This is a genomic window from Hyphomicrobium sp. CS1GBMeth3, from assembly GCF_900117455.1.
GTDB lineage: Bacteria > Pseudomonadota > Alphaproteobacteria > Rhizobiales > Hyphomicrobiaceae > Hyphomicrobium_C.
On sequence record NZ_FPHO01000003.1, the window covers coordinates 1,641,685 to 1,653,709 of the forward strand.

At 59.3% G+C, this 12,025-nt stretch carries 9 protein-coding genes and 1 pseudogene; 5 read left to right on the forward strand and 5 right to left on the reverse strand.

Annotated features, from left to right (window positions below; translation table 11 throughout):
* The first annotated feature begins 123 nt into the window (after window positions 1-123).
* Entirely contained in the window at window positions 124-315 is a 192-nt protein-coding gene (locus CS1GBM3_RS15050; protein ID WP_072396276.1) for a hypothetical protein, read from the forward strand.
* A 381-nt stretch (window positions 316-696) separates the two neighbouring features.
* Here the strand turns inward: CS1GBM3_RS15050 and CS1GBM3_RS19595 are convergent, their stop codons facing one another.
* Entirely contained in the window at window positions 697-978 is a 282-nt protein-coding gene (locus CS1GBM3_RS19595; protein WP_139247930.1) for a hypothetical protein, read from the reverse strand.
* Window positions 979-1,777: 799 nt separating this feature from the next.
* Here CS1GBM3_RS19595 and CS1GBM3_RS15060 point away from each other — a divergent pair.
* Window positions 1,778-3,133, forward strand: coding sequence for a PAS domain S-box protein (locus CS1GBM3_RS15060; RefSeq protein ID WP_072396278.1), 1,356 nt, complete (start codon window positions 1,778-1,780; stop codon window positions 3,131-3,133).
* A gap of 202 nt (window positions 3,134-3,335) precedes the next feature.
* On the opposite strand, the gene CS1GBM3_RS15065 is transcribed toward CS1GBM3_RS15060, so the two are convergent.
* On the reverse strand, window positions 3,336-3,809 hold the full coding sequence (locus CS1GBM3_RS15065) for a VOC family protein (RefSeq protein WP_072396279.1): 474 nt from the start codon (window positions 3,807-3,809) through the stop codon (window positions 3,336-3,338).
* A 623-nt stretch (window positions 3,810-4,432) separates the two neighbouring features.
* Here CS1GBM3_RS15065 and CS1GBM3_RS15070 point away from each other — a divergent pair.
* The 3 genes and pseudogenes from CS1GBM3_RS15070 (at window position 4,433) to CS1GBM3_RS15085 (ending at window position 8,608) form a co-directional block, all read left to right on the forward strand.
* The gene (locus CS1GBM3_RS15070; protein WP_072396280.1) at window positions 4,433-6,328 is read left to right on the forward strand and encodes an acetyl-CoA hydrolase/transferase C-terminal domain-containing protein; all 1,896 of its coding nucleotides are present in this window, start codon (window positions 4,433-4,435) and stop codon (window positions 6,326-6,328) included.
* Between the two features lie 49 nt (window positions 6,329-6,377).
* Entirely contained in the window at window positions 6,378-7,499 is a 1,122-nt protein-coding gene (locus CS1GBM3_RS15075) for a c-type cytochrome (protein WP_072396281.1), read from the forward strand.
* Between the two features lie 687 nt (window positions 7,500-8,186).
* Window positions 8,187-8,608 (forward strand): annotated as a pseudogene (locus tag CS1GBM3_RS15085) (nuclear transport factor 2 family protein).
* A gap of 206 nt (window positions 8,609-8,814) precedes the next feature.
* Here the strand turns inward: CS1GBM3_RS15085 and CS1GBM3_RS15090 are convergent.
* The 3 genes from CS1GBM3_RS15090 to CS1GBM3_RS15100 are packed head-to-tail and all read right to left on the reverse strand — an operon-like array spanning window position 8,815 to window position 11,928.
* Window positions 8,815-9,273, reverse strand: a complete 459-nt coding sequence (locus CS1GBM3_RS15090; RefSeq protein WP_072396283.1) for a c-type cytochrome — start codon at window positions 9,271-9,273, stop codon at window positions 8,815-8,817.
* Window positions 9,270-10,097, reverse strand: coding sequence for a quinoprotein dehydrogenase-associated putative ABC transporter substrate-binding protein (locus CS1GBM3_RS15095; protein WP_072396284.1), 828 nt, complete (start codon window positions 10,095-10,097; stop codon window positions 9,270-9,272). Before CS1GBM3_RS15095 ends, CS1GBM3_RS15090 begins: the two co-directional genes overlap by 4 nt.
* Window positions 10,078-11,928 (reverse strand): methanol/ethanol family PQQ-dependent dehydrogenase, encoded by a 1,851-nt coding sequence (locus CS1GBM3_RS15100; protein ID WP_280173499.1) that lies wholly within the window; start codon window positions 11,926-11,928, stop codon window positions 10,078-10,080. The genes CS1GBM3_RS15095 and CS1GBM3_RS15100 overlap by 20 nt, the downstream gene beginning before the upstream one ends.
* Window positions 11,929-12,025: the final 97 nt, after the last annotated feature.

Genomic DNA, 12,025 nt, shown 5'->3' on the forward strand with positions numbered 1-12,025 from the left:
AATGGGCTGCTGGTTTGTCCTTTAGCACTCCGAATGATAACGCCGCAGTCGGTGATCTCTCATGCGCTCGCCAGGGAACCCCCACTATTGAACCCGCGTTATCTCCTATTGGAGGCAAGCGAGATGGATGATACCGGCTATCTGACACTTCTGATGACTTTCGTCGGTCCGATCTTGCTCGGCGTATTCATTGCCTATGGCATCTACGTCACATGGCGTCGTCGCCAAAATCCTCGTGCGGTGCAGCAAACCGAGGCCGCGACGCGCGAACTCTACGCCCAGCTGGACGAGGACCGGCAACGCCGCCAAGGCTAGTGAAGCAGCGCACGCCTATGCAGTTGGATCTCGACCGTGATCGCGCCCTCGCTCTCAATCAGGCAGCGCTAGGTAGTTGACGCTCGAGCGCTCGGCCGCGCGACCAAAATCTACCTTCCGCTCCGCAGCGGGCCAAGGCTCGGGTGACCGCCGCAAGGAACGACGGCATCATAGATCACAGTAACTGCGACGACTGCCAGTCCGTCGCGAACAAGTCTCCCAGCGACGATTGCAACAAGCGTAATGTCTCGCACAGACGTGGACGAGGCCGCGGACCTTGCTGTGCTCGAAGGGGACAAAAAGGAACGATCCCAACTGAGGTCGCGTTTTACCATCACGCCGGGGGGCAAAAAGGAGACGTCAATGAGCAATCAAAAACCTTCAATCCTTGTGGCCGTTCTCGCCATCGGCTGCATTGGTGCATCGAGTATCGCCGCAGCAGCACCCCCCGAGCGTCGTGGTGGAGGCGACACGACAGTACAGCGTGACGGCGGCGGCGAGCGTTCTTATCGCGGCGGCCGGGGAGGCAACGGAGGGGACAGAGTCGAGCGTGGAGACCGTGGCGCTCGAAGCATCGACCGTGGCGATCGGCGAAGCGCAGACGTCGAGATCAGGCGTCGGGATCGCGATCGCGGCTGGCGCGGACCGGGTCGCCGCGACCATATTCGAAGTGGGCGCAGATACAGCTGGGGGCCAGGGATCGCATTCTACTTCACGGATGGATACTACTATGGCGAATGCCGGTGGCTGAGACGGCGCGCCATCGAAACGGGATCGCGGGTATGGTGGCGTAGATATGAAAGATGCAGGGACTTTTACTGAGAATAGAATAGCGTCAAGCGCTGTGCCCGGTTGCAGCGCTTGAGGTTAGGAACTAATGCACACCGATCTTCCTCGAGGAGGCATTGAGAAAGTCGCGCGACTGTCTCGGGTCCACCTAACGCGGCCAGAGGGGTGAGCTCTGCGGAGTTTCTCTTAGTGACGCTTCGGGCGCCCAATCCGCGCCGACTTTTGACAATTACTCGAAAACTTCGAGTAGCTCGCTCCGCCGCCAACAAGCCGTGCCACCGGCCGATGCGTTGCGCAGCCGGGGCGGCGCATGTCCTTAGGGGCGCTATCGTTGCTACCATCGATGCCATTGTCCGATGATGGTTGACCGGTTGCCTTGATGTCGTCGGCGTGGAAGTCGGTCTGCGCGGTCTCCGTCTGGTGGGCAGGCGAGGTGTCGGCCGCTTCTCGACAGGTGGCCGGTGAAGTTCATTGTCTGAATAGGGCGGTTGGCGCTGCAGCCCTTAACCACTTGATCGCACGACCGATTAAGGCAAAAATCTTATATGACACGGATACGGCAGAGCACGGATCCGGACTACTATCTGTAGGCGTTGAAGAACATAGAATAGAAGGCCTTAGCAATGTAGAATTTCAAGTTTTCAGGCACTCCGATACTAGAGGGTGCGTTGCAATGCCTTTCTCGACCATTCTAACGGCCCATCCTGGCATCCAGCGTCTGCTGCAAATTCGCAGGCGCCCTCTCCTGGCCTATTCTCTCGTGCTAGTCCTGGTGGCGCTGGCAACAGTTTTACGCTTGTTGCTCGGGCCCGCTGTAGGCCTTCCCTTCATCACCTATTTTCCCGCCGTCACGGTGGCTGCGCTCACCGCAGGTCTTTGGCCGGCGATGCTGGCAACCATCCTCTCCTGCTTCCTGGGCCTACAGCTGTTTGCTGGGGACTCCCGCTGGAGCACGGGTGATCAGCTGATCTTGTCGGGGCTGTTCTTTCTGCTCATGGCAGCAATCATCATTGCGGTGGTGACTCTGCTTCACAAGGCGGTGGATCAGCTTATCGAGCAGGAGCGCAATATACGGCAACTGATTGAGACCTTGCCCACCGGCATCCTCGTGATTGGGCATGACGGACGGATCCAGCTTGTCAATGCGAGCGCAGAACGCCAGTTCGGCTACGGCCGCGAAGAGCTGGTCGGACACGACATCGAAAGCCTTGTGCCCGAGCGCCACGCGAGCAATCACGCCCGATACCGCCAGGGGTTCTTCGCCAGCCCCGAGGCGCGTCCGATGGGTCGGGGGGAGGACCTGAGCGGGCGGCGCAAGAACGGCAGTGAGTTTCGCGCTGAGGTGGGGCTGAGCCCATTTACCAGAAACTCGCACAGATATGTGTTGGCGACGGTCATAGACGTGTCGGAACACCGCCGGGCGCAGGACCGGGAGAAGCTGCTGTCCAGGGAACTTCAACACCGCACGCGGAACCTATTCGCTGTGATCCAGACCATAGCTGCGCGCACGCTGGTCAAAGGCCGCACGATCGAAGAGGCTAAGGCCGACTTCGAGGGCAGGTTGGCCGCACTGGCAAATGCAAATCAGGTGATCTCGGGCGGTGCATTGGAGGGCGCGCTCCTGCTGGAGATCGTGAAGCGGGAGATGGCCGGCTTCTCCTCCGCCGTAGACATAGAGGGCTGCGACATAATCGTGAACGCACATGTGGCGCAGCAATTCGCTCTGATGGTGCATGAACTCGCTACCAACGCCGCGAAGTACGGCGCGCTATCTGACCCTTCGGGACGAATTGCCATAAGTGGCCGCATCGAGCCCGTCAAAGGCGACTTCGTGTTTTGGTGGACGGAGCGGGGCGGCCCGGCCGTGCGCCAGCCCACGCGCCGTGGCTTTGGCAGTATTGTGCTTGAGGAAGCGGCGAAACCCTTTAGCCAGAGTGTCAGACTTGTGTTCGAGAAGGAAGGCTTCAGCTACGAGCTTCGCGCGTCGCTGAATAACATTTTGATGGAGCGCTTGGCGGACGCGGGGTGAACCGGAGCCGACACCTTCCTTATATGCTAGGGGGAATAAGGCATAATCCGGCTGTGATTTTACTGCCAATGAGACGGATGTGGTCGGCTACTGCAAAGGGGCATGGACCACGGCAAGTTAGAAATCCGCAGCTGGAATGACGTATCGAGCTGGCTCATTTGCGCCGGAGGCAGGTCAGCCAACCCGCGGTGATCCGTGGAGGTCAGCCACGCCGCGCCGCCTTGATTGCAGCGACGTCGATCTTCCGCATGGACATCATCGCGTCAAATGCGCGCTTTGCTTCATCACCGCCCACTGCCAGGGCCTCGGTCAGCACGCGCGGCGCGATCTGCCAGGAGACGCCCCACTTGTCTTTGCACCAGCCGCACGCGCTCTCTTGGCCACCATTGCCCACGATGGCGTTCCAGTAACGGTCGGTCTCTTCCTGATCATCGGTGGCGATCTGGAACGAAAAGGCTTCGTTGTGTTTGAATGCCGGACCACCGTTGAGACCAAGACAAGGAATGCCGGCAACCGTGAATTCCACCGTCAGCACATCTCCTTCCTTGCCGGATGGGTAGTCACTGGGTGCACGGTGGACGGCGCCTACCGCGCTGTCGGGAAAGATCTCGGCGTAGAAGCGCGCGGAAGCTTCGGCATCCTTGTCGTACCAAAGGCAAATCGTATTCTTGGCCATTGCGTGTCCTTTAATTGGCTACCGATCCGTTGGAATCACGAACACTCACGTCCCAAGGACGCGGCAACTCGGGCATATCCGACATCCACCGACATTTTCTCTCGATTGCGTGCTGCTCGTTGCGGCAGGTTGGCTCGCGCCACGAGTTGCGATGGATTGTGCGACTGACCGGTGTGCCCTTAGTAGCGGACATGTTTGATTGTGCGGTCGTTACTTGGTCGGCGCCGTGGGGGTGAATGCCGGCTTCGGGATCGAGCAACTAACAAAGCGCGAGGCGGCAAAATCTGCCCATCACCTCTTCTGAACAAACGCCGACATGTGCGCCGCTCAGCGATGATCTCAATGGCGATCGAGACTCTTCGGAAATCGGTCGGCTGCGAGGTCAGTTCCAGTCTGTGCTCGAGAAACGCCTTCATACCTGCGAGGGTCCACGTGAAACCAGCGGTTGATTCGCAAACTAACTGCTAATGATAACTCATGCTTTACTTGCAACCAATGTCGTTGCGTAGAGTTTACCTGAAGGAAACAGGTAAAGCCTTCGAAGGCGCGGCCTGGGGAGAATGATCCTGCGCGGGACGCGACGCAGGATCCGAAAACCTCGGAACGATCGTAGTGGCGGCGCTTTGACCAAGTATCATGCCAACGTCGGAGTGCTCGCCGATCATATTCTAGATGAGGTCGGTAAGGATATAGCGCTCGGCCTGCCGCTTGGGCTTGGCAAGGCAAACCATGTAGCGAACGAACTCTATGCACGCGCGGCGGCCGATCGGACGATCCGGTTGCGCATCTTTACGGCGCTCACGCTTGTGCCCTTCAAGGCGACCGGTAAGCTTGAGCGTCGGTTCGTTGGGCCTCTGAACGAGCGACTATTCGCAGGATATCCGCGATTGCTATATGCGGATGCTGTTCTTAACGGCGCTGTCCCGCCGAACATCGAGGTCCATGAGTTCTTTCTGCTTGCCGGGCATTGGCTGCATGCGGACCTGGCGCAGCAAAACTACATCGCAGCTAACTACTCCCATGCAGCACGATACTTGGCGGATCATGGCCTGAATGTAATTGCGCAACTTGTAGCAAAGCGGGGAGTCGGGACCAATGCTCGGCTCAGTCTTTCGTGTAATCCAGATATCACCCTCGATCTCCTGCCAGCGGTGGCAGACAGGCGCAAGCGCGGCGAAACCTGCTTGATCGTGGGGCAGGTTAACAGCGAGTTGCCGTTTATGGGTGGGGAGGCCAGCCTCCCGGCGACGGTGTTCGACCACGTCTTGGAAGAAGACGCGTATGAGTTCCCGCTCTTCGGCGCGCCTCGCCTGCTATTGTCGGATGCCGACCATGCGATCGGGCTTCGCTGTGCATCGCTGATTCCAGACGGTGGCACGCTTGAGATCGGCATTGGCTCAGTGGGCGATGCCCTGGCCTACGCCCTTTGCCTTCGCCACCAGCACAATGACGTGTTCTGCGAAACATTGCGCCGTCTCGACGGTGATCTTGATTCAGATCGCCCGACTGCGACAGGGCGCATGGCGCGCTCAACCCAGCCGTTTGCAATCGGCCTTTACGGCATGAGCGAAATGTTTGTCGAAGGCTTTCTTGATATTTACCGCGCCGGGATCCTCAAGCGTCAAGTCGAGGACGGTGCCCTCCTTCACGCCGGCTTCTTTCTCGGATCGCATGCCTTCTACCGCTCTCTCAGGGAGATGCCGGATGCAGAGCGCGATCGCTTTCGCATGACAGCAATTTCTTTTGTCAACGAAGTTTACGGTCAGGAGGGTCGAAAACGTCGAGCGCGTATAGATGCACGCTTTGTCAACACTGCAATGATGGTAACGGCGCTTGGGGCGGCCATTTCCGACACATTGGAGGATGGTCGCGTGGTGAGCGGCACTGGCGGTCAGCACGATCTCGTCACGCAGGCCTTTGCCCTTGACGGTGCCCGCTCGGTGATGACTTTGCGGGCAACGCGCGACTCCGCAGGAGGAGTGGCATCGAATATTGTCTGGAAGTACGGTCAGACTACGGTGTCACGACATTTGCGAGATATCGTCATTACTGAGTACGGTACAGCAGATGTGCGCGGTCAGAGCGATCGCGATTGCATCGACGCGATGGTAGCCATCACCGACGCTCGATTTCAGGACTCCCTGATCGCCAGGGCCAAAAGAGCCGGCAAGCTTGAGAAAAGCTACAGGCGACCAAGCCACTTCCAGATGAACACGCCAGACAGGGTTTCCCACGCGCTCGAACCGGCAAAGGCGAAGGGATTTTTTGATTCCCTTCCGTTTGGATCGGATTTGACCGAGGCAGAGCAAAGGTTACTGCCGGCGCTCAAGTGGCTCAAGAAGGCATCGGGTTCAAAGTTGTCGCTGGCCCGTGCGGCGCTTAAGGGCCTCTGCGCCAGCGAACTCAATGAAAGCCAACGCGCCGCTCTTGAACGATTGGCGCTTGAGTGCCCCAACACGCTCAAAGAGCGGTTGTTGAGAGCTGTGATGATCTATGCCCTATCGAACGCGACCGACTAAGCACATTACGGCATTGCCTATGAATTCAACTCGTTGGCCCAGAATCCGATTGTCGGCGCGCCCTGTCGTACTTTTTGTTCAGCAGTATTGGCGTTCGCTTCTTCTCTCCCTTGCCGCGTTTGTCACTGCGACGGTCATCGGGGCAATTTTCGTTGCTTGGATCGGAATTTACAACGTCGGTGCCACGTCGCCGCATTCACCCATCGTCACGTGGTTCTTGCACTTTACGATGCGCCACTCGGTCGCCTTCCACTCCTCCGAAAAGGTGCTCCCTGCGCTCGATGACCCCTCCAGAATATTGCGGGGTGCAAAGAAATACGAGTTGACCTGCTCGCCCTGTCACGGCGCTCCGGATCATCCGCCGCTAGCAGTAACGCGGGGAATGACGCCTCCCCCGCCGCCCCTCCTGAGCGTGGGGAATATCTTCGCCCCCAATGAGTTGTTTTGGCTCGTTAAGCACGGCATCAAAATGACCGCTATGCCATCCTGGCCGGCACTCCAACGTGATGACGAGATATGGGACATGGTTGCCTTTCTGCAGAAGTTGCCGCAGCTCAACACTGAGCGTTACCGCGAACTCGTCGGCGCGCATCCACCCTTTGCCCCGAAGGTCAGTCAAGGGTCGGTGACGGCATGCGCCTTCTGCCACGGTGCGGACGGCAACGGCCTGGGCGGCGTCTTCCCGAAGATCGCGGGTTTGAACGCGAAATACATCGAGGTCTCACTTCGCGCATTTCGGGACGGCACCCGGCCCAGCGGATACATGCTTCCCGTCGCTGAGGTAATGACGGACGAGGATATCAAGACCGCAGCCGTGTTCTTCTCGGGTCAATCAAGAACCTCTTCGCCAAGCTCAAATTACAGCCGAGAGCTCCTGCAGAGGGGAGCGCAGATCGCCCGATCCGAGCTCGCCATCCACGCTCCTGCTTGCCTTACATGCCACGTGAAGCAAGATGTCTTGCGGGCACCCGGCGTGCCAAACGTCGTCGGACAATCGGCGTGGTACCTTGCAGATCAACTGCGTCTATTCCGCACTGGCGTGCGCTCGGAAAGTCATAACGCTCGGGTCATGGCGCGGTACGCACGAAGACTACCGGAAAGAGACATAGAGGCCGTCTCAGCCTACCTCTCCACGCTGGAGCCGGAATCCACAACAGGCGCCGAGCAGTGAAGGTTCGCCGCTCGCGGTGTGGCCGACAGCTCATGGCGCGACAGACAGCTACCGTCAGCATGACGGCCGCTCCACACCGAACTGCCGCCATCGAGACCGCTTTCGGCAGCTTGTGCTTCGCGTACGGACGCTTCAACGGCGAGGGTGATGAAGCGAGTCCGAGCCTAAGTAGCAGACATACCGCTCATGCCTCAAGGCAGCGATATCAGCAGCGAGGAGGGTGGCATAGCGAGCAGCGTGTGGTCGCTTTGGGCTCTGAACGAGAACCGGACTGGGATGTGAATACTGGCTCCGCACCAGCTCAGTTTTGACATGCGCGCGAGCGGTTCACCAATCCACTGGGTCCCGGTTGGCTTCCCTATTGATGTTAGACGAAGTAGCTCGCCATCGATGCCATCGCTTAGAAGGAGAATGGTACCGTCGGGCGACTGGATAATGTCGCGTATGCGACGATTCATGTCTATGCGCTCTTCACCGACTATGCGATCGCCGTCGAGAGCCAACCGGATCAATGCGTTGGATGATAGCCCACCCAGCAGCGCGTTACCGCGCGAAGCGGCAATGGGCCCGTCGTAAAAAAGATAAATCCCGACGGGGAAATCGACGGGTTCCAGGATTTTCCGGACATTCGCGCTGGATGATTGTGGTGAGCCCTCAGAGGCCATAGCTGCACTTGGAGAGGAAATGATGGAGAGTGCCGTAAGGAAACTGTTCGAGCAATATGAGAACTTCTTCAATCAGTCCCTCGGCGGCGACATGGAGCTGAATGAGGTCGCCTCGCTGTATGCGGCGGAGTTCATCGCGGCCTCACCTGCGGGTGTCATGACCGGGAGGAATGATGACCAGCTCAAGCAGGTGATTGCACAGGGATACGCTCGTTATCGAGCGATCGGGACAAAAAGGATGCGTTTACGTGATATCCGCATCTCGCCGCTGGATGAGCTGCATTGTGTTGCCCATGTGGCTTGACAGCGACCTATGCTCGTAGGGATGGAGGGGACACAAACGAAGTCCACTACCTCGTGTAGAATCTCGCAGGTGAGGCGAAGGTCTTCGGCTGGGTGTCGGGTGACGAGCAAGCGCTTATGAAGAAGCATGGCATCGTGTAGCGTCCGGCTCATCAAGAAAGGGGGACACCGTTGCGCCGCATCCTCGGATTTCCGCTGCTGGCCCCGTCAGATGACGAATGACAAGCTGCCGAAACCCGCTGTTGTGGCCGTCAAAGAGTATGACCGCGACACTACTAGTAACGGACCTCTTGCCGGACGCGAACAATCCGTTTCAGAGCCATTGGGCCGTGGGCAACCGTGGTAGCTTATTCCTGCTTTGGAATGGATCTCACGAAGGCTGCGATCTGCCAGATCTGCTCGTCGGGAAGGCGGCCGCGGAACGACGGCATACCGTTCGGCCGACCCTCGCGGATGGAGGAGAAGATGTGCTCGATCGAAGATCCGTAGATCCATCTATCGTCCATCAGCGCCGGCCCCATCCCGCCGCCCCCGTGTGAGTGGCATCCGACGCAGTTCATTGCGGAATAGAGCTGCTTGCCGGCCTGGATCATATCCTCGTTTCCATCGTACTCCGCAGCGTTTGGCGACGTCTGAGAGATAGGCGCGCCGCCTCCTGGAGTGAGAGGAACCTGCGGGATGACAAGTTGCTCTTCCTCTGCCGCCGCAACGCGGCGCTGCTCCTGGGCTGGCTTATGATCCTGCGCCGGGGCTGCGCTGAGCCCGACAAGGCAGATAACACCCAGCACGGAAAGTATCTGTCTCATCGCTGAGCATCCTTTTGCTGAGCGGTGGGCGTGCTGCGCGGCACATCATAGCTGTCGAGCAGCGCGTCGATTTCTGGCTTGAGCTTCGCGAGCGCCGCATCGAGTTCCGCGGCGAGAGCCACGTCATTTTTGCGAACGCCCATAGCAATTTCGAAGCGCATGGGTTGAACGGTCTTGTCGGAAGTAGGCACAGAGGCCACGGTCAGCGGTTTGTCCTCGCGGGTCGCGAAGTAGCCTGCCTGCGGACCCCAGACGATGGCAACTTCGACCGTTCCATCAGCCACCGCCCGCATGATGCTTTCAAGCGGCGCACCCCGCGGCGGTGACTGCCCCCACACCATGTAGCCTTTGACGTGGGCGTTGATTCCGCGTGCTGCGAGTTCCTCGACGGGCGGCGTGTTGATGCCGTCGTCACCGACGAGCTGAACGCCAATTTTCATGTCGTTCGAAAGCTCGGCAAAGGAACGGATTTGCCGCTTGCCTGTTCGCGTCACGAACGCATAGCTCGAGGTGTAGTAAGGTCGCGTGAGGCGCGCCCGCTCTGTTCCGACCGCCATCCCCGGAATGACATCGCACACGCCCGACCGCAGCGTTTTGCGCACGAATCCTCGCCACTGATACATCCATACGAATTTGATATCGGCTCCGATCTCGCGCCCGATGAGCCGCATCAGCTCGTTCTCAAACCCTTGGCCGTTCTGGTGGGAGTAGGGGAGGTTGTCGGGATCGGCACAGACGCGCAACTCACGGCCAGAGGCCTGTCCAACCGCGAGACCGGCGAGCGCGCCGGCTGCAAGCGTCGTCTTAAGGCAACGCGAAAACATAGAGCATGCCTCCTGCCGCGGTGTAATCGGGGAGATCGCGCATGGCATTGGCGAAACCGAGTGCGGCCGTGCCGTCCCGGCCATCGAGCTCACCCGAGACAATGGCGCCAGCCCACCCGCCCACGCCGGACAGGATGGCGACAAACTGCTTGCCCGCCGGGCCGGCCCACGTTGTCGGCTGACCGATAATCCCCGAGCCGGTCTTGAACTTCCAAAGCTCCTTGCCGCTCTTGGCGTCAACGGCCTTAAACCAACCTTCCATCGTTCCGTAGAAGACAACGTCTCCCGCTGTTGCAACCGCACCGCTCCAAACCGGAAACTTTTCTTTGATCGCCCAGACTTCCTTTCCGGAAGCGATGTCCCACGCGGAAAATTCGCCGCGGTGTCCACCAGGGCCGGGCTTCATCCAGACGTCGGCGCCGACGTAGGGTGTTCCGGCGATATAGCCGACCTCGGTCTCGACGAGGTCCATGCAAAGATTGTTGTGTGGCAGATAGAGCAGACCTGTGCTGTGGGAAAACGCAGCCGGCTGCCAGTCCTTGGCGCCGGGTGGAGCCGGGCAAATGTCCGTGATCTTCTTGTTCGTCTGCGGCCGCTTTTCTTCGTTGTAGAGAAGCTGTCCGGTTTCCAGATCGACGCCGTGCGAGCTGTTGACGGCATGGAATTTCTCGGCTGAAAGCACCTCGCCGTTGGTTCGGTCGATGACATAGACGTGGCCATTGCGGTCGGGATGAACGAGCACCTTCCGCTGCTGCCCCTTCCAGTCGATATCGAGCAGGATGTTCTCGTTGACGCCGTCATAGTCGGAGACGTCGTGTGGGGAGAGTTGATAGAACCAGCGGGCCTGGCCCGTATCCACGTCACGAGCGAAGATGCCGGCAGTCCACTTGTTGTCGCCAGGCCGCATCGTGGAATTCCACGGACCCGGATTGGACGTGCCGTAGTAGATGAGATTGAGCTCTGGATCGAAGCTGACCCAGCCCCATACGGTGCCGCCACCCTGCTTCCACATATCAGCGGGCCATGTCGTGACCCCAAGGTCTTTGCCCTTTTCCTTGTCGTAGAACGGTTTGTAGTCGGGGCCGATCAGAACCTCACTGTCCGGCCCGGTGCTGTAAGCTTTCCACACGATCTTGCCCGTCGCGGCATCGAGCGCGGTCGCCCAGCCGCGCACGCCCATCTCGCCGCCAGAGTTGCCGACGATGACTTTGTCCTTGGCCACCAGAGGCGCCATGGTGATGGTCTCGCCGACCGTGATGTCGCCGAGCTTCGTGCGCCATACTTCCTTGCCGCTTTCTGCGTCGACCGCGAGCGTCTGGCCGTCGAGTGTGTTGAAATAGATGCGGCCGTCTGAATAGGAAGCACCGCGATTGACGACGTCGCAGCAGGCAACGCCCTGCGATGCGGCTTCCGGTTTCGGTTCGAACTTCCATTTGAGCGGCATGCCGGGCTTCGTGATGTCGAGCGCGTAGAGCACGTTCGGATAGGGCGTCACGAAATAGAGCGTGGTCCCGACCACGATCGGTGCTGCCTCATGCCCCTTGTTGAGTCCCGTCGAGAACGTCGAGACGACCTGCAGATTGGCGACGTTTTTCGCGTTGATCTGATCGAGCGCGCTGAAGCGCGTCAGTGCGGGGTTGAGACCGGGCGCATGCCATTCGGGCCCCGTGGTCGCAAAGTCCGGCGCTCGCGGCTTGACCTTCATGCCTTCGCCCGTCGTAGGCGAATTGAGCCGCGCAGTCTCTTGCGCCGCGATCTCTTGGGCGAGGGCAGGAGCAACCGTGCATGTGATGAAAAGGGTCAGCAGCGAAAAGAGGGGAACGCGTTGCACGGGAATGATCCTCCGGGCGCTTTGCACACGCGAGGAGAATGCAAGCTCATCAGGGAAGTTCCGGAAATTCGGAACGAAAATCGGAATGCGTCGTTTC

Excerpts from the sequence above, each read along its gene's own strand:
- CS1GBM3_RS15095 (WP_072396284.1), bottom strand. The coding sequence starts at position 10,097 with ATGTTTTCGCGTTGCCTTAAGACGACGCTTGCAGCCGGCGCGCTCGCC.
- CS1GBM3_RS19595 (WP_139247930.1), bottom strand. The coding sequence starts at position 978 with ATGGTCGCGGCGACCCGGTCCGCGCCAGCCGCGATCGCGATCCCGACG.
- CS1GBM3_RS15065 (WP_072396279.1), bottom strand. The coding sequence starts at position 3,809 with ATGGCCAAGAATACGATTTGCCTTTGGTACGACAAGGATGCCGAAGCT.
- CS1GBM3_RS15060 (WP_072396278.1), top strand. The coding sequence starts at position 1,778 with ATGCCTTTCTCGACCATTCTAACGGCCCATCCTGGCATCCAGCGTCTG.
- CS1GBM3_RS15090 (WP_072396283.1), bottom strand. The coding sequence starts at position 9,273 with ATGAGACAGATACTTTCCGTGCTGGGTGTTATCTGCCTTGTCGGGCTC.
- CS1GBM3_RS15050 (WP_072396276.1), top strand. The coding sequence starts at position 124 with ATGGATGATACCGGCTATCTGACACTTCTGATGACTTTCGTCGGTCCG.